This window comes from Pseudomonas sp. GW821-FHT09D08, assembly GCF_059416305.1.
On record NZ_JBWKOX010000037.1, the window covers coordinates 1 to 21,130 of the forward strand.

The window sequence follows — 21,130 nt, forward strand, 5'->3', positions numbered from 1 at the left end:
GTGAGTTTTTCGCGAGCAAGCTCGCTCCTACAAAAAGCCTTAACTGACTGGCATTAGGGCAAGCCCCCTCCCACATTTAGAAATGCACCAACTTCAATGCCAATGCCTTGGCCTGAAGCGCCACATCCGTCACCGCCGTGCTCTCCCACCACATCCCACGCAACGGCGGGCCCATGGCGAACAATCGCGTGCTGACCCGGTCCTGGGCATCCAGCACAGCGCCGGACGTGTCCGCAGCAATCCCCAACGCCAGCGGTCCAGGCGTGATCAGCCCGCGCTTGAGCAACTGCTGCGGCAACGGCCGGGCCACGCGGCGCCAGTCGTATTCAATGCCGCTGGAGTTGATCAGCGCCGCTCCCGATACCAGGCTGATCACCTGTTCGCCACGGTAACGCAAGCGAATCGTCACGCCCTCGCCCGAAGGCTCCAGCCCCTTGAACGACGCCGCGCGAATGCGCAACCGCCCTTGCTCATGCAGCCGGGCCACCAACTGGGCACTCAACGGCGGCGAGCGGTGGTGATGGCTTTCCCACCAGGGCCGCACGTGCCGCACGAACTGGCGTTTCTGGCCTTCGCTGGCCTGGCTCCACAGCCGGCCGATATGGGCGCGCACCGTGTCCAATGGCGCCTGCCAATCGATGCCCTGCGCCAATGCCAGGCGGCATTGACGCCGCACCTCGCGCAGCAGTTGTCGCGGGCTGCGCAAGGCGTGGTCGGCAGCGAGGAAATCGTCCCAGCCCGGCGGTTGCCGGCGCACATGGGGCAACAAGCCGTGGCGTGAAAACACCTCGATGGGCCCACGGTGCCCGGCCTGTTCCAGAGACACCACGGCGTCGACCATGGTCAACCCGGAGCCGATGATCAGCACCGGCGCCTGCGGGTCGATCCGGGTCATGGCCTGCACGTCCCAGGGGTCCACGGCGGCGGCGTTCAAGCCGCTGGACTGGGTCTGCGGCGTGCGTGCCGCCGGGAACATGCCGGTGGCCAACACCGCCTGGGCGCCGTGCAATTGCTGGCCGTTGTCGAGGGTCAGCAACACTGAATCGTCGCCGACCTGCAGGTCGACGACTTCGGCGCGGATATGCTCGACGGTGGACGCGGACAATGCCTTGGCTTCAGCCAGCCGTTGCTGTGCATACAGGCCAAAAATCCCGCGCGGCGGGAACAGTTCGCTGATGGGCACGTGCTGCTGGTCCGACTCGGGCCAACCGCCGGCACCGATGTAGGCGGTGAGCCATTGGGTCAGGTCGTCGGCGTTGTCCGGGTCGACGCTCATGCGCGCGGCGTTGCCGTTCAGGGTGTGGCCCAGTTCGACGGCGCTGTAGGCCTCGCCACGGCCGAGTTCGGCGCGCGGTTCGATCACCAGGATCCGGCGCTGCCCAGGCCGGCGCAGCAGTTGCACCGCCAGCATCGTGCCGCTCAGGCCGCCGCCGATGATCAGCACATCAGCGTTGCGGAGGGATTCAGTCATGCACATTCGCCTTTACTGTTTACCCAGATAAATATCGTGCAAATCGCCCCGTGCCAACAGCTCGGCAGCGCTGCCACTCAAGGCCACGCGCCCAGTATCCAGCACGTAGCCCTGGGACGCATAGTTAAGCGCGACGTTGATGTTCTGCTCGGCGATCAGGAAGCTCACCTGCTGCTCGCGGTTGAGCTGCGCGATGATTTCGAAGATCTCCTGCACGATCATAGGCGCCAAACCCATGGACGGCTCGTCGAGCAGTACCAAAGTAGGACGGGTCATCAACGCGCGGCCGATGGCGACCATCTGTTGCTCGCCGCCGGACGTCAGGCCCGCGCGGGTGTGACGTTTGGTCTTGAGCCGCGGGAACCACGCATAGATACGCTCCAGGTCCTGCTCCATGGCCTTGCGGCTCAGGCGCCGCACAAAGCCGCCGCTGCGCAGGTTGTCTTCGACGCTGAGCTGGCCGAAGACATGGCGGCCTTCCAACACATGCACCATGCCCTGGCGCACGCGCTGGCTGGGGTCGACGCCGGCCAGGTCGACGCCCGCGTATTCGATCACGCCCCGGCTGACTTCAGCGCGCTCGGCCCGCACCAGCCCGGAGATCGCCTTGAGGGTGGTGCTCTTGCCGGCACCATTGGCCCCGAGCAGGGCGACGATGGCGCCCTTGGGCACGCTCAGCGACACCCCGGCCACGGCGAGGATCGCGCCGTCGTAGATCACTTCAATATCGTTGACCGTCAACAACGACGGGCGCGTGGCTTCGCTGGCGAGCTGGCTCATGATTTATTCATCCCCGGTGCAGGTGCGTGGCGTCAGGCCTTTTTCCTTGGCGAACGCCGCGGTTTTTTCATCGATCAGCGGGCGCAACAGGGCGCGGTCGGCGGCGATCCAGTCGCTGATCAGCGTCCAGTGGGCGCCGTCCCATTGCTGCACGCGCGCCGAGCCGCCGCCTTCGTGGTCGCGGCACGACAGCTTGAGGTTCTGCATCAGGCCCAGGTAGCCCATGTCCTTCAAGCGCGCGTCATCGATATTCAGGTGTTCCAGGCCCCAGCGACCTTCTTCGCCATTGAGCGGACGCTTGCCGAACCTGGCCTGGCCGGTGCGGATCGCTTCCACGGCCACGGCGGCGTTCACCAGGCCGGAGTTGTAGTAGACGCTGCCGAAATTCTTCAGGTCCTTGAGGTCGCTGTGGCCCTTGTCGAGGATGTATTGCTTGAGACGCTTGTGGATCTCGAAATCCGCACCTGCCGGGTAAGGCGTGAGCGCCAGGTAGCCCTTGGCGGCAGCGCCTGCGGGCAATACGTCTTCGCTGGAGCTGGCCCAGATGTCGCCGATGATATGGTCCACCGGGAAGCCGAAGCGGGCGGCGGTTTTCACCGCCACCGGGGTGGACACGCCCCAGGTGCGCAGGAACACCCAATCCGGATTGGCCTGGCGCACCTGGCGCCATTGCGCAGACTGCTCATTGCCCGGGTCGGCCACCGGAATCTGGATGTTTTCAAAGCCGTATTTTTCCGCCAGCAATTTCAGCGGGCCGAGGGTTTCGCGACCGTAGGCCGAGTCGTGGTAGACCGTGGCGATCTTCTTGCCCTTGAGTTTGTCGAAGCCGCCTTCGCGCTGGGCGATGTAGTTCACCAGGGTCGACGCCTCGCTGTAGAACGTCAGCATCACCGGGAAGTTGTACGGGAACACCGTGCCGTCGGTGGCTTCGGTGCGACCATAGCCGAGGGTGATCAGCGGGATCTTGTCCACCTCTGCCCTTTCGCTGAGCGCATAGGCCGCCGGTGCGCCGTTGGGCTGGTACACCGCGACCGGCGCGCCATCCAGGCCGTTCTTGAAGCGCTCGTAGCACTCGATGCCCTTCTCCGCCGTCCACTCGGTCTCGCATTCCTGCCACACCAGCTTGACGCCATTGATGCCGCCTTCGACCTCGTTGATATAGCGCAGGTAGTCGATCATCCCGGCCCACACCTGCACGCCGCTGGACGCGTAGGCGCCGACGCGGTAGGTGGCCAGGGGAAAGAACTGCTGGTCGGCCGAGGCTACCGCCTGGGGCACGGCACCGGCCAGGGCAGCCAGCGCGAAGGCGGCGCCGGCCAGGGAGCGTTTCAAGGATGCACGCATAGGGACTCTCTTATTCAGTCAGAAACGTAGGGGCCACTGACGCAGCCGGTCACGGAGGTTGTACAACAGGCGAATCAAGCCCTCGGGCTCCTTGATCAGGAACACGATGATCAACACGCCAAAAATGATTTTCTGCAGGTTTTGCAACTGCCCCGCGTCCACCGAGCCACCGAACAACGCCTGCCCGGCATGGCTGAGGAAGATCGGCAGCAAACTGATGAATGCCGCGCCGACGAAGTTGCCGGCAATGCTGCCCATGCCGCCGATAATGATGATGAACAAGATCTGGAAGGAGCGGTTGATATCGAAGCTGCTGGCGCTGGCCGTGCCCAGGTAGGCAAACGCCCACAACGCGCCGGCGATGCCGAGGTAGAACGAGCTGACCGCAAACGCCAGGCGCTTGTAGCGCACCACCGGAATACCGACCACGGCGGCGGCGGTGTCCATGTCGCGGATCGCCATCCAGTTGCGACCCACCTGGCTGCGCACCAGGTTGACCGCAGCCCAGGTCAACAACAGCACCGTGACCAGGGTCAGCCCGTAGCGGCCCAGCGGCGTGTTGAGGTCATGGCCGAACAACGCCAGCTTCGGCGCCGAAATGGTCCCGGACGAGCCGTAGTTGTAGAACCAGGGGAATTTGACGAACAGCCACTCCAGGAAAAACTGCGCGGCCAGCGTGGTGACCATCAGGTAGAAGCCTTTGATCCGCGAGCTGGGCAAGCCAAACAGCAGCCCGACCAAGGCGCTGATGATCCCGCCACCGAGCAGCGCCACCGGCAGGCCCAGCTCCGGCAGGCGCAGTAAAAACCCATAGGTGGCGAACGCCCCAACCGCCATGAAGCCGGCTGCGCCCACCGAGGTTTGCCCGGTATAGCCGGTGAGTAAATTCAGGCCCAGCCCGGCCAGGGACAGCACCAGGAACGGGATCAGGATCGCGTTGAGCCAATAGTCATTGCCCCACAGCGGCACCACGATAAACGCCAGCGCCAGCAGGCCGAGCAGGCTCCAGGGCACGCGCCGCTGGACCAGCAGCAAGGGGGCGGTGTGTTCAGCAACAGGGATCGACATGCTTTCAGACTCGCTCGATGGCGCGCTCGCCGAACAGGCCGGCGGGACGGATATACAGGAAGGACAACGCCAGGACATAGGCGAACCACGGCGTGATACCACCACCGATCAGCGGGCCGATATACACCTCGGCGAGGTTCTCCGCCGCGCCGACAATCAGCCCGCCGACAATGGCCCCGCCAATCGAGGTGAAGCCGCCGATGATCAACACCGGCAAGGCCTTGAGCACCACCAGCGACAGCGAAAACTGCACGCCCTGGCGCGCGCCCCACAACAACCCCGCCACCAGCCCGACGATGCCGGCCACCGCCCAGACGATCTGCCAGATGCGGTTGAGGTTGATGCCGATGGACAGCGCCGCCGTGGTGTCATCCGCCACCGCGCGCAGCGACACGCCGATACGGGTCTTGTTGAACAGCAGCGCCAGCACCGTCACCAGCACCACGGCCACGGCCGCGGCGATCAGGTCGAACTGGCTGAGCATCAGCGGCCCGACGAACAGCGGTACATCGTCGATGCCCAGGTCCAGGGCGCGCACCTGCGAGCCCATCACGCCCTGGGCCAGGCCTTCGATAATGAACGACAGGCCCAGCGTCGCCATGAACAACGTGATCTGCGAGCGGTTCACCAGCGGCCGCAGCACCAGGCGCTCGATGAGCAAGGCGCCGACGATCATCACGATCACCGTCAACAGCAACGCCAGGGCAAACGGCACGCCCTGGTCGTGCAGGCTGACGAAGGTCAGCGCGGCAAACAGCAGCATCGAGCCCTGGGCAAAATTGAACACGCCGCTGGCCTTGTAGATCAGCACGAAGCCGATCGCGACCAGGGAATACATGGTGCCGGCGAGCAGGCCGCCGAGCAGGGTTTCGAAGAAAAACGTCATCAGTGTGTCACTCCCAGGTAGGCCGCGATCACCTCGGGATTGGCCTGCACCTCGGCAGGGGTGCCGTCGCCGACCTTGCGCCCGTAGTCGAGCACCACCACATGGTCGGACAGGCCCATGACCACACCCATGTCGTGTTCGATCAACACCACGGTGGTGCCGAGGTCGCGGTTTACGTCGGCGACAAAGCGCGCCATTTCTTGTTTTTCCTCGGCGTTCATGCCGGCCATGGGTTCGTCCAGCAGCAACAGGCTGGGCCCGGCGATCAATGCACGGCCCAGCTCCACACGCTTTTGCAGGCCATAGGACAGGTTGCCCACCAGCACATCGCGGTAGGCTTGCAGCTCCAGGAATTCAAGGATGCCCTGGGCGCGCAGGCGGAAGGCTTCGGCTTCACGGCGTGCGCGGGGCAAGCCGAGGGCCTGTTCGATAAAGCTGGTGCGCATATGCCGCGACAGGCCGGTGAGGATGTTGTCGAGCACGCTCATTTTCTTGAACAGGGCGTTGTTCTGGAAGGTACGGCCAATGCCTCGGCGCGCGGCGCCCAGCGGGTCGATACGCTGGAAATGCTGCGCCTCGAACACAATCTCGCCGGCATCGAAGCGATACACGCCGTTGAGGACGTTGAGCAATGAACTCTTGCCGGCACCGTTGGGCCCGATCAACGCGCAGATTTCCCCGCGCGCCACCTCGAACGACAGCCCATTGATCGCCTTGACGCCCTTGAACGACAGCGAGATGTCCCGCACCTGGAGAATGGCTTGGCTCATGCACGTTCCCGTTTGAATTCGGCAAGCCACGTCGGCTCGGCATTGGATTTGAGGGGCTGCCAGATATAGGCCAGGCGCTGGAAGCCCAACAGTGTGCGCACACGGTTTTTCAGCAGGCGGCGCAGGCCGCTGTGCGGGTGGGCAATGGCCCAGTCGCACAGGCGTCGACGCCAGGTGCCGTGGGGTGGCAGGCGGCTTTCGATCTCGTCGGCCAGGTGCAGCAAACGGGCGGGCGACAGCAGCAGGCCGGTGGGCGCGACTTCGCTGCGATCACGCCGCGCCGAGGCCAGGCTTTCCGGGAAGGCCAGGCCGTGGCCACTGCTCAGCCACTGCTCCAGCACCACGGCCAGGCCGCCTTGCCAGTGGGTGCCCTCCTCGCTCCACAACCCGGTTTCGCCGGCGGGGTGCCACCAGCGCTGCAGGTGTTGCGCCGGGTCCACGGGGCCGAGCAGTTGGGCGAAGTCCAGCCGCTGGGTGAAGGTCCAATCGCGCTGGCGACCTTGAACGTAGGCGTGGCTGGGATGAATACGCCACAGCTGTTGCTCCAAGGCCTGCGGCTCGAGGTTATCGGCCAGCGTCAGCACCTGTGCACCGACGGACTGGGCCGCCAACGCCAGCAACAGCAGGTTCGGCTCAAAGGCGCCGCTGAGCACCAAGCGTGACTGTTGATCGAAACCTTGCTGGCGCAAACCATCGGCCAGGCGTTCGACATCGCGCAAGGTGTCGATCCAGCGCCAGGCGTACCACTGGCCCTGGCGCTTGTGGCGCAGGGCGATGTGCAACGGTGTGAGTTGCGCCCAGTGGCTCAGGTGTTCCAGGAGGGCCGTTGGTTCGTGCACGCTCATAGGGGGTTGCTCCTATTGTGGGGTGTGCGTGCGGTGGTCCGCTGGCTTGATTATTTGGATCGACACAGCCCCTCCCACATTGGACTTATGTGCATTCGATAGATCGCGATAGCCGGCGCCCGGGTGGTTCGCCCCCAACCTTGCACCATCGCCGAACAACTTCTCGCGCAATGTGCCCTGGGCGTATTCGGTCTTGTACACGCCGCGCTTCTGCAACTCCGGCACCAGCCATTCGACGGCGTCGACAAAGGTTTCATGGGTCAGCGCATAGGCGAGGTTGAAGCCGTCGACGTCGGTCTCTTCGACCCACTCCTGCAACAGGTCCGCCACGGTTTCCGGGCCGCCGACGAACAGCGGGCCAAAGCCGCCGATACCGACCCAATCGGCCAGTTCGCTGGGGGTCCAGACCTTGTTCGGGTCCGCCGTGGAGAAGGCTTCCACCGCCGATTGAATCGCATTGGTGTGCACGTGCTTGAGCGGTTCATCCGGCTTGAACTGGCTGAAATCGATGCCCGTCCAACCAGAGATAAGCGCCATCGCGCCTTCATAGCTGACGTAGGATTTGTACTCGTCAAACTTGGCCTTGGCCTTGGCGTCGGTCTCGTCGACGATCACGGTCTGCAAGTTGAAAATCAGGATTTTCTTCGGGTCGCGTCCGGCTTCGGCCGCACGGCGGCGGATGTCGGCGACGGTCTTTTTCAGCAGCACCTTGGACGGCGCGGCAACGAACACGCATTCGGCCTGCTCGGCCGCAAACTGCTTGCCACGGCTGGACGCACCGGCCTGGTACAGCACCGGGGTGCGCTGCGGCGACGGTTCGCACAGGTGGATGCCGGGCACCTGGAAGTGTTTGCCGACGTGGCGGATCTCGTGGATCTTGCTCGGGTCGCTGAAGATTCGACGTTCGCGGTCGCGCAGTACCGCGCCCTCTTCCCAACTGCCCTCCCAGAGCTTGTAGCAGACCTCCAGGTATTCCTCGGCATAGTCGTAGCGGGCGTCGTGTTCGGTCTGGGCTTTCTGGCCAAGGTTCTTGGCGCCGCTTTCCAGGTAGGAGGTGACGATGTTCCAGCCGATGCGGCCCTTGGTCAGGTGGTCGAGGGTCGACAGCCTGCGGGCAAACGGATACGGGTGTTCAAACGACAGCGATGCGGTGAGGCCAAAACCCAGGTGCTCGGTGACCAGCGCCATGGGTGCGATCAGCGACAACGGATCGTTGACCGGCACCTGGGTGGCCTGGCGAATCGCCGCGTCGCCGTTGCCGTTGTACACGTCGTAGATGCCCAGCACGTCGGCGATAAACAGGCCGTCGAACTTGCCGCGCTCAAGGATCTTCGCCAGGTCGGTCCAGTATTCAAGGTCCTTGTACTGCCACGAACGATCGCGCGGATGCGCCCACAGGCCCGGCGATTGGTGGCCGACGCAGTTCATGTCGAAGGCGTTCAAGCGAATTTCACGGGACATCACAGCACTCCGTTGAGGTGGTAGTTGCCGACGACCTGGTATTTCCAGCGCAACGGATCATTCAGGGTCGGTGGCAGCGCGGTGCGTTGGCCGGTCAGTTCGAATTCGGTGTTGCTGGCAAAGAGCAAGGCTTCGGCGGCGGCGATCTGCGCTTCAGTGACGGCGACCGGGCTTGGGTCGGTTTCGGCGCGTTCAAGCAAGGCGGCCGCTACATCCACGCGAATCTGCCAATCGCCGAAGCGGCTGATCACGTAGGGGTCGTCGCTTTTTGCGACGTGGCGACGGGTGCTGTCCAGCAGTTGGCGTGCGAGGGTCAGTGCGGTCATGGGTCAGGTCCTCAGTTCCAGGCGTGGCGCGCAGGCTTGACGCCGTTGAGCACGAAATTGCCGATCAGGTGGTATTTCCAGCGGGCCGGGTCGTGCAGGGTGTGGGTCCGCGCGTTGCGCCAGAAGCGGTCGAGGTTGTGCTTGGCGGTGACCGAGCGGGTGCCGGCCAGTTCGAAGAGTTTGCTGCTGGCGAGCAAGGCGGTTTCGGCCGACAGCACCTTGGCCTGGGCGACCACCAGCGAGGCCTGGGCGACGGTGTCTTCATTCGGTTCGGCGAGGGCCCGGTCGACGGCCAGGCCAGCCTTGGCGAGGATCGCTTCGGTGCCGTGCACACGCCATTGCAGATCACCAATGGCGGCGATGGTGAACGGGTCCTGCCAGCCGTGATCCTGCTGGCTGTCGATCCACGGACGGGCCTGGCGCGCGAAGATTTTTGCCTGCTCAAGGGCGCCGACGGCAATACCGGTGTCGACCGCGGCCTGGATAATTTGCGAAATCGGCCCATCGGCCGTGGGCTGGTCAAACGCCAGGTGGGCGGGAATCACCGCGCTCAAGGGCACGCTCACGCCGTCGAGGGTCACGCCGCCGCTGGCGGTGGTGCGCTGGCCGAAACCGTCCCAGTTGTCGATCACGGTCAGGCCTGGCGCATCGCGCTCGACCAGGCCGATGAACGCCTGGCCCTTTTCGTTATTACCCACGGTGGGCACGATATGGGCGAACAACGCGCCGGTGCAGTAGAACTTCTCGCCGTTGATCTGCGCGGTGTCGCCGTGGAAGCGAATCTGCGTGTCGAAGGTGCCGGCGTTTTTGCTCTTGGCCTCGGAGAAGGCGTTACCAAAGCGATAACCCGCCAGGACTTTGCCAAAGTAGTGGCGCTTTTGTTCCTCGGTGGCGGTTTGCAGCAGGATGTCCACCACGCCCAGGTGGTTCTGCGGGATTTGCCCCAATGACGGGTCGGCGGCGGAGATCAACTTGATCACCTCGGCCACCGTCACATAGGACACCCCGGCGCCGCCATAGGCCTTGGGAACGGTGATGCCCCACAGGCCGCTGGCGGAAAACTCGTCCAGTTCGGCAACCGGCAGGCGACGCTCACGGTCGCGCGCGCTGGCGTCGACGGCAAAGCGTTCGGCCAGGCGCTTGGCGACCTCGATGGCCTCCGCGTCCGAGCGGATGATATGGGCAGGTTGTTGAGGGTGGGCAGACATGGGCCGACTCCAGGCTCCGAGGGGATACTGGAGTGTTTGCAGGAGTCGTGCCTGAATTTAATCGTCAATAAAATCAGCGGTTTGCTGCGCAAACAGGCGCGCAACCGCAGTTTCAAACCAGCAAAGTGTGCATCCACTGTTGGCTGGCAAACAGTTAGATCACCACATTGCGCACAAAGCGCACGGCGACCTGGCCGTCATTGCGATAGGCATGGGGCTGGTGGCTGGCGAACATGAAGAATTCGCCGGCGCCGATGGTATTTTCCTGCTCGCCGACCACCAATGTCAGGCTGCCCTCGAAGACGAACAGTTGCTCGCTCCATCCCTCCAGGTCGGGGTCCGGGCAATAGCGATCACCGGGTTCAAGACGCCACTCCCATAACTCGACCTCGCGCCGCGCCGTGGCCTTGGCCAGCAACACCGCCTTGCTGCCATCGATTTCCCCCGCCCAGGCCAGTTCGTTGATGCGGCTGTGATCGCGCACATCCGGCGCCTGGATCAGGTCGCTGAACGCCACATCCAACGCTTCGGCCACACGATCGAGGGTGGACAGGCTGACATTCTTTTCCCCGGCCTCGATGGCAACGAGCATGCGCCGGCTGACCCCGGACTTTTCCGAGAGCGCGGTCTGGCTCAGGTCGGCGGCGTGGCGCAGGCGACGAACGTTCTGGCTGACGTGCTGCAGGACCGAGGCCCGTTGTGGATTTTCTTTGTGCACTATATTGCTCATTGGGTGGGTGTGCGCAGTATACTGCCCAGCGTGCGGCGCATTGTGCGGTCCGTGCCTTTCCCATGCAAGACCAGAGCCGCCATGACTGCCCCGACCTCCCCTTCGCGTTTCAACCGCTTCAGCAAAGCCGAATGCATCCTGGTGTTTATCACCATGATTTGGGGCGGCACGTTTTTGCTGGTGCAGCATGCCATGACCGTCAGCGGGCCGATGTTTTTCGTGGGCCTGCGCTTTGCGGCGGCGGCGATTGTGGTCGGGTTCTTTTCCTTGCGTACCCTGCGCGACCTGACGTTGTTCGAATTGAAGGCGGGCGTGTTTATCGGCGTGGCGATCATGTTCGGCTACGGTCTGCAGACCATTGGCCTGCAGACGATCCTGAGCAGCCAGTCGGCGTTCATCACTGCCCTGTATGTGCCGTTTGTGCCGCTGCTGCAATGGCTGGTGCTGGGCCGTCGCCCGGGGTTGATGCCGAGCATCGGCATCATGCTGGCGTTTGCCGGGTTGATGTTGTTGACCGGCCCCGCCGGGGCTTCGTTGAATTTCAGCCCCGGGGAAATCGCCACCCTGATCGGTGCCGTGGCGATAGCGGCGGAAATCATTTTGATCAGTGCGTTCGCCGGGCAAGTGGACGTACGCCGGGTGACGGTGGTGCAACTGGCGACGGCGTCGCTGCTGTCGTTTTTGATGGTGGTGCCGATGGGCGAGGCACTGCCGGGGTTCTCCTGGCTGCTGCTGTTCAGCGCCGTGGGCCTGGGCCTGACCAGTGCGGTGATCCAGGTCGCCATGAATTGGGCGCAGCAAAGCGTTTCGCCGACACGGGCCACGTTGATCTACGCCGGTGAGCCGGTGTGGGCCGGGGTAGTCGGGCGGATCGCCGGCGAGCGATTCCCGCCGATTGCCATGCTGGGGGCGGCGTTGATTGTGGTGGCGGTGATTGTGAGTGAGATCAAGACAAAAGGGCAAAAGGCCATCGAGTTGCAGGATGAGCGGGAACAGGAGCAACAGGGCTAGGGTCCGAAACAATGCCAAACGGGAGTTTTCGACCTACTTTGTAGGATCCTGCCACATGTTGCCGTTTGGTGATCGACAAAGCGGCACGTATGATGCATCCCAAACTCCCGCAGATTAGAAGCCTATGTCCCTGATAGTTCTACTGCTTCTGCCTTTTATCGGCAGCTGTCTGGCGGCCTTGCTGCCGCACAATGCACGTAACACCGAATCCCTGCTGGCTGGCCTTGTGGCCCTGGTCGGAACCGTTCAAGTCGCCCTGCTCTACCCCCAGATCGCCCACGGTGGCGTGATCCGCGAAGAATTCATGTGGTTGCCCAGCCTTGGGCTGAACTTCGTGCTGCGCATGGATGGGTTCGCCTGGTTGTTCTCGATGCTGGTGCTCGGCATCGGCGCGCTGGTGTCGCTGTATGCGCGCTACTACATGTCGCCGGACGATCCGGTGCCGCGTTTCTTCGCGTTTTTCCTGGCCTTCATGGGCGCCATGCTCGGGCTGGTGATTTCCGGCAACCTGATCCAGATCGTGTTCTTCTGGGAACTGACCAGCCTGTTCTCGTTCCTGTTGATCGGCTACTGGCACCATCGCGCCGATGCGCGTCGTGGTGCGTACATGGCCTTGATGGTCACCGGCGCGGGCGGCTTGTGCCTGCTGGCGGGCGTGATGCTGCTTGGGCATATCGTCGGCAGCTATGACCTGGACCAGGTGCTGGCCGCCGGCGAGCAGATCCGCGCGCATTCGCTGTACCCGGTGATGCTCGCCCTGGTGCTGATCGGCGCCCTGAGCAAAAGCGCGCAGTTTCCGTTCCATTTCTGGCTGCCCCACGCCATGGCTGCACCGACCCCGGTGTCTGCCTATCTGCACTCGGCGACGATGGTGAAGGCCGGCGTGTTCCTGCTGGCCCGCCTGTGGCCGTCGCTGTCCGGCAGCGAAGAATGGTTCTGGATCGTCGGCGGTGCCGGCGCCCTGACCCTCCTCCTCGGCGCTTACTGCGCCATGTTCCAGAATGATCTCAAAGGCCTTTTAGCCTATTCCACCATCAGCCACCTCGGGCTGATCACCCTGCTGCTGGGCCTCAACAGCCCGCTGGCCGCCGTCGCCGCGGTATTCCATATCCTCAACCACGCCACGTTCAAGGCCTCGCTGTTCATGGCGGCGGGCATCATCGACCACGAAAGCGGCACGCGGGACATCCGCAAGCTCAGTGGCCTGGTGCGCCTGATCCCGTTTACCGCGACCCTGGCGATGGTGGCCAGCGCATCCATGGCCGGCGTACCGTTGCTCAACGGTTTCCTGTCCAAAGAGATGTTCTTCGCTGAAACCGTGTTTATCTCGTCGACCCAATGGGTGGAAATCGCTCTGCCCCTGATCGCGACCATCGCCGGTACGTTCAGCGTGGCCTACGCCCTGCGCTTTACCGTGGATGTGTTCTTCGGCCCGCCCGCCACCGATCTGCCCCACACGCCTCACGAACCCCCGCGCTGGATGCGTGCCCCGGTTGAGCTGCTGGTATTCACCTGCCTGCTGGTGGGCATCTTCCCGGCCCAGGTGGTCGGTTCGATCCTCGCCGCTGCGGCGCTGCCAGTGGTCGGCGGCGTGCTGCCGGAATACAGCCTGGCGATCTGGCATGGCTGGAATGCACCGATGATCATGAGCCTGGTGGCCATGTCCGGTGGCGTGGTGCTCTACCTGCTGCTACGCAAACAACTGAAGCGCGGGCGTTTCAAGTACCCGCCGGTCATCAGCTACTTCAACGGCAAGCGCGGCTTCGAGCGCAGCCTGGTGGTGATGATGCGCGGCGTGCGCAGGATCGAGAAACGCATCAGCACCAAGCGCCTGCAGACCCAATTGTTCCTGTTGGTGATCGTCGCGGTGATCGGCGCCATGATCCCGATGCTCAACAGCGGCCTCAGCTGGGGCGACCGCCCGAAGATCCCGGGCTCCATCGTATTCGTCACCCTGTGGCTGCTGGCGATTGCCTGTGCCCTGGGCGCCGCCTGGCAAGCCAAGTACCACCGGCTCGCGGCCCTGACCATGGTCAGCGTGTGCGGCCTGATGACCTGCGTCACCTTCGTGTGGTTCTCGGCGCCGGACCTGGCGCTGACCCAGTTGGTGGTGGAAGTGGTCACCACCGTACTGATCCTGCTCGGCCTGCGCTGGCTGCCACGGCGGATCGAAGAAGTCTCGCCACTGCCCAGTTCGCTGCGCAAGGCGCGCATCCGTCGTCTGCGCGACTTCCTGCTCTCCACCGTGGTAGGCGGCGGCATGGCGCTGCTGTCCTATGCGATGCTGACGCGCCAGACGCCCAACGATATTTCCTCGTTCTACTTGAGCCGCGCCCTGCCCGAGGGAGGTGGCAGCAATGTGGTGAACGTGATGCTGGTGGACTTCCGGGGCTTCGATACCCTCGGCGAAATCACCGTGCTCGGCGCCGTGGCGCTGACGGTGTACGCCCTGCTGCGTCGTTTCCGCCCGTCCAAGGAAAGCATGGAGCTGCCGCCACAGCAGCGTCAACTGGCGCCGGACGTGGCCACCGACCTGGTCAACCCGCGCCAGGCCAGCGACACCGCCCTCGGCTTCATGATGGTGCCGGCAGTGCTGGTGCGCCTGCTGCTGCCGATTGCGCTGGTGGTGTCGTTCTACCTGTTCATGCGCGGCCACAACCAACCGGGCGGCGGGTTTGTCGCCGGCCTGGTGATGTCGGTGGCGTTTATCCTGCAATACATGGTCGCCGGCACCCAGTGGGTCGAGGCGCAGATGAGCCTGCGGCCGATGCGCTGGATGGGCTTCGGCCTGCTCTCGGCGACGCTGACCGGGATCGGCGCGTTGTTTGTCGGCTACCCGTTCCTCACCACCCATACCTGGCATCTCAGCCTGCCGCTGCTGGGCGATATTCATATCGCCAGCGCGTTGTTCTTCGATGTGGGCGTATACGCCATGGTCGTCGGCTCGACGCTGCTGATGCTCACCGCCCTCGGCCACCAGTCGGTGCGCGCGCATAAACCGAGCAACCAGGCCAAAGTAGTCGCCGCCACCGAAGGAGCCGCCTGATGGAAGAAGTCATCGCAATTGCCATTGGGGTCCTGGCGGCCTCCGGCGTCTGGTTGATCCTGCGGCCACGGACGTTCCAGGTGGTGATGGGCCTGTGCCTGTTGTCCTACGGGGTCAACCTGTTCATTTTCAGCATGGGCAGCCTGTTTATCGGCAAGGAGCCGATCATCAAGGACGGCGTGCCCCAGGACTTGCTCAATTACACCGATCCCCTGCCCCAGGCCCTGGTGCTTACGGCGATCGTGATCAGCTTCGCCATGACCGCGTTGTTCCTGGTGGTGCTGCTGGCGTCACGGGGCCTGACCGGCACTGACCATGTGGACGGCCGGGAGCCCAAGGAATGAATTGGGTCAACCAACTGATCGTCGCCCCCATCCTGCTGCCGTTGCTCACCGCCGCGCTGATGCTGATGCTCGGCGAAAAACGCCGCCCGCTGAAGGCCAGGATCAACCTGTTCTCCAGCGTCATTGGCCTGGGCATCGCGATCCTGCTGTTGTACTGGACGCAAAAAGGCGGCCCCGGCTCGATTGGGGTGTACCTGCCGGGCAACTGGCAGGTGCCGTTCGGCATCGTGCTGGTGGTCGACCAGCTCTCGGCGCTGATGCTGGTGCTCACCGGGATCATCGGCGTGAGCGCGCTGCTGTTCGCCATGGCCCGTTGGGACCGTGCCGGTACCAGTTTCCATGCGCTGTTCCAGATCCAGATGATGGGCCTGTACGGCGCGTTCCTCACGGCGGACCTGTTCAACCTGTTCGTGTTCTTCGAGGTGCTGCTGGCGGCGTCCTACGGCTTGATGCTGCACGGCTCGGGCCGGGCGCGGGTGTCGTCGGGGCTGCATTACATCGCGATCAACCTGTTGGCGTCGTCGCTGTTCCTGATCGGCGCGGCGATGATCTACGGCGTGACCGGCACGCTGAATTTCGCCGACCTGGCGCTGAAAATCCCGCTGGTTCCCGAGGCGGATCGCGGCCTGCTGCATGCCGGTGCGGCGATCCTCGCCACCGCATTCCTGGCCAAGGCCGGCATGTGGCCGCTGAACTTCTGGCTGGCCCCCGCCTATTCCTCAGCCAGCGCGCCGGTGGCGGCGATGTTCGCGATCATGACCAAGGTCGGCGTGTACACCGTGCTGCGCCTGTGGACCCTGTTGTTCTCCGGCCAGGCCGGCGCATCGGCGTTGTTTGGCGGCGACTGGCTGGTGTACGGCGGCATGGCCACGATCATCTGCGCGGCGCTGGCGATGGTGGCGGCGCAGCGGCTGGAGCGCATGGCCAGCTTGAGCATCCTGGTCTCGGCCGGGATCCTGCTGTCGGCCGTGGGTTTCGCCCAGCCAAGCCTGACCGCCGGGGCGCTGTTCTATCTGGTCAGCTCCACCCTGGCGTTGAGTGCGCTGTTCCTGCTGGCCGAATTGATCGAGCGTTCGCGCTCGGCCAACGACCTGCCGCTGGATGAAGAAATCGACGCACTGCCCAAGGCCATGGAATCCCTGCATCCGCGTCCTGGCGTGAACCTGGATGACGAGCAGAAAGCCGTGGTCGGCCAGGTGATTCCCTGGACCATGGCGTTCCTGGGCTTGAGCTTTGTCGCCTGCGCCCTGCTGATCATCGGCATGCCGCCGCTGTCCGGGTTTATCGGCAAGCTCAGTTTGTTGAGTGCGCTGGTTAACCCGTTGGGCCTGGGTGTCAGTGTGGATGAACCCATTCGTCCCGCGGCCTGGGGGTTGGTGGCGCTGTTGATCCTCTCGGGCCTTGCCTCGCTGATCGCCTTCGCCCGCCTGGGTATCCAGCGCTTCTGGACCCCGGAAGAGCGCCCGTCGCCCTTGCTGCGCCGCTATGAGTGCGTGCCGATCTTCTTCCTGCTGGGCCTGAGCATCCTGCTGACCTTCAAGGCCGAGCCGCTGATGCGCTACACCCAGGCCACTGCCCAGAGCCTGAACAACCCGGAACACTACGTGATGGCGGTGATGGCCACGCGTCCGGTCCCCAGCCCCGAAGCCAAGACCGCCGCGCTGGAGGTTCAACCATGAAGCGCCTGTTGCCTGCCCCATGGTTGTCCCTCGCGTTGTGGTTGCTGTGGCTGGTGCTGAACCTGTCCGTCAGCCCCGGCAACCTGCTGCTGGGCGCGCTGCTGGGCTTTCTCGCCCCGCTGCTGATGGCGCCGCTGCGCCCGCTGCCGATCCGCATCCGCCGCCCTGGCGTGATCATCCGCCTGTTTTTCCTGGTCGGCCGCGATGTGATCGTCTCCAACCTGCAAGTGGCCTGGGGCGTGCTGATGTGCGGCTCACGCCCACCGCGTTCGCGCTTCGTCAAAATCCCCCTGGACCTGCGCGACGCCAATGGCCTCGCCGCCCTGTCGATGATCACCACCGTGGTCCCCGGCACCATCTGGTCGGAACTGGCCCTGGACCGCAGCATCCTGCTGCTGCACGTATTCGACCTGGAGGATGAAGCGCCGTTTATCGAGCACTTCAAGACCACCTACGAGCGGCCCCTGATGGAGATCTTCGAATGAGCGCCCTGCTCTCCAATGCGATCCTGTTCAGCCTGTTCCTGTTCTCCCTGGCCATGGTGCTGACCCTGATCCGCCTGTTCAAAGGCCCGTCGGCCCAGGACCGGGTCCTGGCGCTGGACTACCTGTACATCCTGGCGATGCTGATGATGCTGGTGCTGGGTATTCGATATGCCAGTGACACCTACTTTGAAGCGGCGCTGCTGATTGCGCTGTTCGGCTTCGTGGGCTCGTTTGCCCTGGCCAAATTCCTGCTGCGTGGGGAGGTGATTGAATGATGCCGTTATGGATGGAAATCGTCGTCGCGGTGCTGCTGGTATTGAGCAGCGTGTTTGCGTTGATCGGCGCGCTTGGCTTGCTGCGCATGAAAGACTTCTTCCAGCGCATGCACCCGCCGGCGCTGGCCTCCACATTGGGTGCCTGGTGTGTGGCGCTGGCGTCGATTATCTATTTTTCGGTGCTCAAGTCCGGGCCGGTGCTACACGGGTGGCTGATTCCGATTTTGTTGGCGATCACCGTACCGGTGACCACGTTGCTGCTGGCGCGTACGGCGCTGTTTCGCAAGCGCATGGCCGGTGATGATGTGCCGGCCGAGGTCAGCAGCCGGCGCTGATCAATAGAGCGAACACGTTTAAAAATGTGGGAGGGGGCTTGCCCCCGATGGCGGTGGGTCAGTTACCGATGAGCTGACTGATCCACTGCTATCGGGGGCAAGTCCCCTCCCGCATTAGCTCAGCTGCTCACACAGGAATGCACTGCTGGCGATCCTGGACGTCGGATGGAAGGCCAGCACCCGCGTCGCCACCAGCAGATAGGCGACCTCTTCAGATGACATGAAAGCCATCCCCCCCATGAGTTCGAAAGCGCGCGTGCCAATACGGTTGAGCGCCTCCTGCACCGAGAAGCGTGTGGCCTGAGCACGCGCCAGGTCAGCGCGCAAGAAACGGTTTTCATCTATCGACGTCGCCAACCCTTGCAATGCCATCGTCGCCCCCTGCAGATCGATCAGCAACAGCGCCCGATCCTCCTGCGAACCTTTACCCGCCGTCAGTGCTCGCGATGCCAATGCCCACGCCATGCCCAGGTACGACGCTGAAGCCAGCAACTGGAACCAGATCGCAAACAAATGGTTACCCGTACCCTGTTGATCCTCACCGAGTTGCTCATCCACGGTTTTGCTGAAATGCATCATGGACTCGGGCACCACCAGGTTGTTGAACCGGAGCTCGTGACTGTCAGCCGCCTGCAAATGGGGAATAGACCAGAACCTCTTGCGCTCGATACAGGGATCGCCCGCCAGCGCTGCACCAATGCCAAGATGCACGTGAGCTTGCGGATCAACATAGTTGACGCCAAAGGTAATCACGTCGAAATGATGAGTCATCGTGCAGGGTTTCTTACTGCCATTGACGATATAGCCATCGGCGGTTTTCTCCACGGCCATGGTCGACGCCAGGATATCCGAATGCGCGCGGCCTTCGGCGAACCCGGACGCCACCAACAAATCGTTGCCTGCAACGATGCTCAGCAGCCCCTCAAGGTCAGGAAAAAAATGACTGGCCGCCATCATGCCTGCGACGGTGTGGTGGTGCATGGTCATCATCACAGCCAGTGAAGGGCAATGTGCACCGACCCACGTATGCAACTGCGCCAACTTGCGCGCACTGACGCCCCTGCCACCCAGGGCCTCGGCAATGGCAAGCCCAGGCTGGCCCACTGTGCGAAACACATCAGCCAAGCGTTGAGACTCTCCTCGCTCAAGTTCCAACAGCGATGCGGATTCAAGAAAGAAGGCCAATTGCGGAACCAACTCAAACGCGGTATTTCGTTCTTCTGTTAAAAACATACTGTTCACACCTTTCAATAGTTCGTGCAACACCCAATTCACTCGATGCACTAGCGCACAGTCACTTCAAATAATGGCGCGCATAACGCTGGTCCAAATTCGATAACGGCAACAACATAAAAAAATCAGCCGTCTGAAAATCAGCGTCCCAGGCGGGTTCGCCACACACCCAGGCACCGCTGCGTAAATAGCCTTTTAACAACGGCGGCAGGGGAGCAGGTTTTTCAGCGTTAACATCATGAAGAGCAAACAGTGTATGTGCGCTGACACGATACTCAGCCGGCCCAAGCTGTTCGGGGGTCAACCCATGATAGATGGCCGATGCATGATGACCGCCGTCCGCCAAACTGACGCTGGCGCACCCCATCAAGTAATCACATCCTTCACGCTGCATATACATTGCCAGGCCCGACCACAGCATCATGATCACACTGCCGCTACGGTAGTCGGGATGCACACACGCATGCCCCGCCTCGATAATGCGTGTACGCAAATGATCCAACCGGCTTAGATCGAATTCCTTTTCCGAATAGTACTGCCCCATGCGCCGGGCAGCGGTTGGACTCATGACACGATACGTGCCAACCACACAGGCAGTAGTGGCATCTCGCACAATCAGATGGTCGCAATAGTCGTCAAACTCGTCGACATTCAAACCCCGGATATTGCTGAGTGCCGGTGCCTGGAATGTTTCATTGAACACTTTATAACGAAGGGCTTGTACCTCCCGCAGTTGCTCTGGCGTATTGACGAAGCTAACAACCAACTTACCGTTACAGGGCGGTAAACGTGAACCCACATCCTTGGTCTGTGTGAGCATTTGCATATATGTCCCCTTTTTATTACACCAAGTAACAAACAAACATTACCTGCCCTTCGTGAAGGGGGACTGTAAGGGAACTCTGAAACCTCACGCGAATTCGGCAAGACTAAAAACGGCGGGAATGTGCAGGAGACTGGAAAGTGGGGGCAGTTATGGGTGGAGAAACAATAACTCTCGATGACACGCCAACTCAGAAATAGATCTGAATCTGAAGACTGAACAAAGTGAGCACGGTAAAAAGTGGGAGGGGCTTGCTCCCGATAGCGGCTGATCGTTCCCACTGCGTGGGGATGCAGCCTGGGACGTTCCGTGTCCCGCCGAACAGCTCAGATCAAGCATGAAGTTCAGACGGAAATTTCCGACAGCGTTTTAGGGTTGTCGCTCGGAAGATGGCTGCCTAATCTTCGGTGGTCGCTGCAAATTCAGCGACCGGGTTTCGCAGTCCGGTTAAACTCTAGACGCACAGCGTCCACCACAAGATAGCGGGCGCTTTTTTATACCTGCTGTTATGGCGGCTGTGCGTGGGATACCTTCGGGTATGCCGGGTGCCTAGAGTCCCGGTCTGCGAACCTGCGTACTGCTGCCACCCGGGTATCGTTTCGCAGCGATCGGTGATGGCTCCAATACTCTGGGAGCTTTGCCATGATTAAAGACAGTCCGAATCCGCCGTCAGATTCAACCGCATTTCACACCGCCGCTCATCGAGCAATTAACCACTACCTGAACCCGTCTGAAAAGCCAGATCCATCGACTGAGGATCATGGCTTGTTTACCGTTCGTGAAGGATTAGACGTCGAGACGCTGCTGGTCAATGCGTCGGAGGATCTTGCGTCGGTTCAAGCGCTGGCAAGCCATTTGGCTTTTGAGATTGAGGGTACTCCTCGCAGCGTGGCACTGGGAATTTGCCGGATGCTGGAGGGGATTCAGTTGATGGTGGACAGAGCAGCAGCCCAAAGTTGAAGGGTGTTCAGAGACAGGGCTGATGTAAGGGCGCCTCTATATTGGTACAA

21 protein-coding genes are annotated in these 21,130 nt (G+C 62.6%); 8 read left to right on the top strand and 13 right to left on the bottom strand.

The window, feature by feature from the left end; translation table 11 throughout:
* Window positions 1–76 precede the first annotated feature (76 nt).
* The 11 genes from AC07OP_RS31040 to AC07OP_RS31090 all read right to left on the bottom strand — a co-directional run bounded on the left by AC07OP_RS31040 (window position 77) and on the right by AC07OP_RS31090 (window position 10,877).
* Window positions 77–1,471, bottom strand: coding sequence for an FAD/NAD(P)-binding protein (locus tag AC07OP_RS31040; protein ID WP_495101696.1), 1,395 nt, complete (start codon window positions 1,469–1,471; stop codon window positions 77–79).
* Window positions 1,472–1,483: 12 nt separating this feature from the next.
* Window positions 1,484–2,251: an ABC transporter ATP-binding protein gene (locus tag AC07OP_RS31045; RefSeq protein WP_027606304.1), complete on the bottom strand. Its 768-nt coding sequence runs from the start codon at window positions 2,249–2,251 to the stop codon at window positions 1,484–1,486.
* Window positions 2,252–2,254: 3 nt separating this feature from the next.
* Window positions 2,255–3,595: an ABC transporter substrate-binding protein gene (locus AC07OP_RS31050; protein ID WP_495101697.1), complete on the bottom strand. Its 1,341-nt coding sequence runs from the start codon at window positions 3,593–3,595 to the stop codon at window positions 2,255–2,257.
* 18 nt (window positions 3,596–3,613) lie between these two features.
* A complete protein-coding gene (locus AC07OP_RS31055; RefSeq protein WP_495101698.1) occupies window positions 3,614–4,663 on the bottom strand; it encodes a branched-chain amino acid ABC transporter permease in 1,050 nt (349 codons plus the stop codon).
* A gap of 4 nt (window positions 4,664–4,667) precedes the next feature.
* Window positions 4,668–5,549: a branched-chain amino acid ABC transporter permease gene (locus AC07OP_RS31060; protein WP_027606301.1), complete on the bottom strand. Its 882-nt coding sequence runs from the start codon at window positions 5,547–5,549 to the stop codon at window positions 4,668–4,670.
* Entirely contained in the window at window positions 5,549–6,319 is a 771-nt protein-coding gene (locus tag AC07OP_RS31065; protein WP_065940090.1) for an ABC transporter ATP-binding protein, read from the bottom strand. Before AC07OP_RS31065 ends, AC07OP_RS31060 begins: the two co-directional genes overlap by 1 nt.
* Window positions 6,316–7,164 carry an AMP-binding protein gene (locus AC07OP_RS31070; protein ID WP_495101699.1) on the bottom strand — a complete coding sequence of 283 codons (849 nt, stop codon included), beginning with the start codon at window positions 7,162–7,164 and terminating at the stop codon, window positions 6,316–6,318. Before AC07OP_RS31070 ends, AC07OP_RS31065 begins: the two co-directional genes overlap by 4 nt.
* Window positions 7,165–7,176: 12 nt before the next feature.
* Window positions 7,177–8,625 carry an LLM class flavin-dependent oxidoreductase gene (locus AC07OP_RS31075; RefSeq protein ID WP_115488484.1) on the bottom strand — a complete coding sequence of 483 codons (1,449 nt, stop codon included), beginning with the start codon at window positions 8,623–8,625 and terminating at the stop codon, window positions 7,177–7,179.
* A complete protein-coding gene (locus AC07OP_RS31080; protein ID WP_495101700.1) occupies window positions 8,625–8,951 on the bottom strand; it encodes an acyl-CoA dehydrogenase in 327 nt (108 codons plus the stop codon). Before AC07OP_RS31080 ends, AC07OP_RS31075 begins: the two co-directional genes overlap by 1 nt.
* Before the next feature lie 11 nt (window positions 8,952–8,962).
* A complete protein-coding gene (locus AC07OP_RS31085; protein ID WP_065940093.1) occupies window positions 8,963–10,159 on the bottom strand; it encodes an SfnB family sulfur acquisition oxidoreductase in 1,197 nt (398 codons plus the stop codon).
* Between the two features lie 154 nt (window positions 10,160–10,313).
* Complete coding sequence (locus AC07OP_RS31090) at window positions 10,314–10,877, bottom strand: helix-turn-helix domain-containing protein (protein ID WP_027606295.1); 564 nt, start codon at window positions 10,875–10,877, stop codon at window positions 10,314–10,316.
* 93 nt (window positions 10,878–10,970) lie between these two features.
* Between AC07OP_RS31090 and AC07OP_RS31095 the strand changes: the two genes are divergently transcribed.
* The 7 genes from AC07OP_RS31095 to AC07OP_RS31125 all read left to right on the top strand — a co-directional run bounded on the left by AC07OP_RS31095 (window position 10,971) and on the right by AC07OP_RS31125 (window position 18,064).
* Window positions 10,971–11,900, top strand: a complete 930-nt coding sequence (locus AC07OP_RS31095; RefSeq protein ID WP_092488827.1) for a DMT family transporter — start codon at window positions 10,971–10,973, stop codon at window positions 11,898–11,900.
* A gap of 124 nt (window positions 11,901–12,024) precedes the next feature.
* A complete protein-coding gene (locus AC07OP_RS31100; RefSeq protein ID WP_495101701.1) occupies window positions 12,025–14,946 on the top strand; it encodes a monovalent cation/H+ antiporter subunit A in 2,922 nt (973 codons plus the stop codon).
* On the top strand, window positions 14,946–15,290 hold the full coding sequence (locus AC07OP_RS31105) for a Na+/H+ antiporter subunit C (RefSeq protein WP_003192163.1): 345 nt from the start codon (window positions 14,946–14,948) through the stop codon (window positions 15,288–15,290). The genes AC07OP_RS31100 and AC07OP_RS31105 overlap by 1 nt, the downstream gene beginning before the upstream one ends.
* Entirely contained in the window at window positions 15,287–16,969 is a 1,683-nt protein-coding gene (locus AC07OP_RS31110; protein ID WP_027606292.1) for a monovalent cation/H+ antiporter subunit D, read from the top strand. The genes AC07OP_RS31105 and AC07OP_RS31110 overlap by 4 nt, the downstream gene beginning before the upstream one ends.
* A complete protein-coding gene (locus AC07OP_RS31115; protein ID WP_108572659.1) occupies window positions 16,966–17,454 on the top strand; it encodes a Na+/H+ antiporter subunit E in 489 nt (162 codons plus the stop codon). The genes AC07OP_RS31110 and AC07OP_RS31115 overlap by 4 nt, the downstream gene beginning before the upstream one ends.
* Window positions 17,451–17,729: a K+/H+ antiporter subunit F gene (locus tag AC07OP_RS31120; protein ID WP_005789171.1), complete on the top strand. Its 279-nt coding sequence runs from the start codon at window positions 17,451–17,453 to the stop codon at window positions 17,727–17,729. Before AC07OP_RS31115 ends, AC07OP_RS31120 begins: the two co-directional genes overlap by 4 nt.
* Complete coding sequence (locus AC07OP_RS31125) at window positions 17,726–18,064, top strand: Na+/H+ antiporter subunit G (RefSeq protein WP_315421211.1); 339 nt, start codon at window positions 17,726–17,728, stop codon at window positions 18,062–18,064. The genes AC07OP_RS31120 and AC07OP_RS31125 overlap by 4 nt, the downstream gene beginning before the upstream one ends.
* A 114-nt stretch (window positions 18,065–18,178) precedes the next feature.
* On the opposite strand, the gene AC07OP_RS31130 is transcribed toward AC07OP_RS31125, so the two are convergent.
* Together AC07OP_RS31130 and AC07OP_RS31135 are read right to left on the bottom strand one after the other, a co-directional pair.
* Window positions 18,179–19,297, bottom strand: a complete 1,119-nt coding sequence (locus AC07OP_RS31130) for an acyl-CoA dehydrogenase family protein (protein WP_115488490.1) — start codon at window positions 19,295–19,297, stop codon at window positions 18,179–18,181.
* A 61-nt stretch (window positions 19,298–19,358) separates the two neighbouring features.
* Complete coding sequence (locus AC07OP_RS31135) at window positions 19,359–20,123, bottom strand: GNAT family N-acetyltransferase (RefSeq protein WP_495101703.1); 765 nt, start codon at window positions 20,121–20,123, stop codon at window positions 19,359–19,361.
* Window positions 20,124–20,762: 639 nt separating this feature from the next.
* On the opposite strand from AC07OP_RS31135, the gene AC07OP_RS31140 reads away from it, so the two are divergent.
* Complete coding sequence (locus AC07OP_RS31140; protein ID WP_115488491.1) at window positions 20,763–21,080, top strand: DUF6124 family protein; 318 nt, start codon at window positions 20,763–20,765, stop codon at window positions 21,078–21,080.
* Window positions 21,081–21,130: the final 50 nt, after the last annotated feature.

What these genes read in the sequence shown, in the direction of transcription:
- AC07OP_RS31115 (WP_108572659.1), top strand. Translation starts at nt 16,966, where the DNA reads ATGAAGCGCCTGTTGCCTGCCCCATGGTTGTCCCTCGCGTTGTGGTTG.
- AC07OP_RS31075 (WP_115488484.1), bottom strand. Translation starts at nt 8,625, where the DNA reads ATGTCCCGTGAAATTCGCTTGAACGCCTTCGACATGAACTGCGTCGGC.
- AC07OP_RS31045 (WP_027606304.1), bottom strand. Translation starts at nt 2,251, where the DNA reads ATGAGCCAGCTCGCCAGCGAAGCCACGCGCCCGTCGTTGTTGACGGTC.
- AC07OP_RS31140 (WP_115488491.1), top strand. Translation starts at nt 20,763, where the DNA reads ATGATTAAAGACAGTCCGAATCCGCCGTCAGATTCAACCGCATTTCAC.
- AC07OP_RS31050 (WP_495101697.1), bottom strand. Translation starts at nt 3,595, where the DNA reads ATGCGTGCATCCTTGAAACGCTCCCTGGCCGGCGCCGCCTTCGCGCTG.
- AC07OP_RS31125 (WP_315421211.1), top strand. Translation starts at nt 17,726, where the DNA reads ATGATGCCGTTATGGATGGAAATCGTCGTCGCGGTGCTGCTGGTATTG.
- AC07OP_RS31130 (WP_115488490.1), bottom strand. Translation starts at nt 19,297, where the DNA reads ATGTTTTTAACAGAAGAACGAAATACCGCGTTTGAGTTGGTTCCGCAA.
- AC07OP_RS31100 (WP_495101701.1), top strand. Translation starts at nt 12,025, where the DNA reads ATGTCCCTGATAGTTCTACTGCTTCTGCCTTTTATCGGCAGCTGTCTG.
- AC07OP_RS31040 (WP_495101696.1), bottom strand. Translation starts at nt 1,471, where the DNA reads ATGACTGAATCCCTCCGCAACGCTGATGTGCTGATCATCGGCGGCGGC.
- AC07OP_RS31055 (WP_495101698.1), bottom strand. Translation starts at nt 4,663, where the DNA reads ATGTCGATCCCTGTTGCTGAACACACCGCCCCCTTGCTGCTGGTCCAG.
- AC07OP_RS31105 (WP_003192163.1), top strand. Translation starts at nt 14,946, where the DNA reads ATGGAAGAAGTCATCGCAATTGCCATTGGGGTCCTGGCGGCCTCCGGC.
- AC07OP_RS31135 (WP_495101703.1), bottom strand. Translation starts at nt 20,123, where the DNA reads ATGCAAATGCTCACACAGACCAAGGATGTGGGTTCACGTTTACCGCCC.
- AC07OP_RS31095 (WP_092488827.1), top strand. Translation starts at nt 10,971, where the DNA reads ATGACTGCCCCGACCTCCCCTTCGCGTTTCAACCGCTTCAGCAAAGCC.
- AC07OP_RS31060 (WP_027606301.1), bottom strand. Translation starts at nt 5,549, where the DNA reads ATGACGTTTTTCTTCGAAACCCTGCTCGGCGGCCTGCTCGCCGGCACC.
- AC07OP_RS31065 (WP_065940090.1), bottom strand. Translation starts at nt 6,319, where the DNA reads ATGAGCCAAGCCATTCTCCAGGTGCGGGACATCTCGCTGTCGTTCAAG.
- AC07OP_RS31070 (WP_495101699.1), bottom strand. Translation starts at nt 7,164, where the DNA reads ATGAGCGTGCACGAACCAACGGCCCTCCTGGAACACCTGAGCCACTGG.
- AC07OP_RS31085 (WP_065940093.1), bottom strand. Translation starts at nt 10,159, where the DNA reads ATGTCTGCCCACCCTCAACAACCTGCCCATATCATCCGCTCGGACGCG.
- AC07OP_RS31110 (WP_027606292.1), top strand. Translation starts at nt 15,287, where the DNA reads ATGAATTGGGTCAACCAACTGATCGTCGCCCCCATCCTGCTGCCGTTG.
- AC07OP_RS31080 (WP_495101700.1), bottom strand. Translation starts at nt 8,951, where the DNA reads ATGACCGCACTGACCCTCGCACGCCAACTGCTGGACAGCACCCGTCGC.
- AC07OP_RS31120 (WP_005789171.1), top strand. Translation starts at nt 17,451, where the DNA reads ATGAGCGCCCTGCTCTCCAATGCGATCCTGTTCAGCCTGTTCCTGTTC.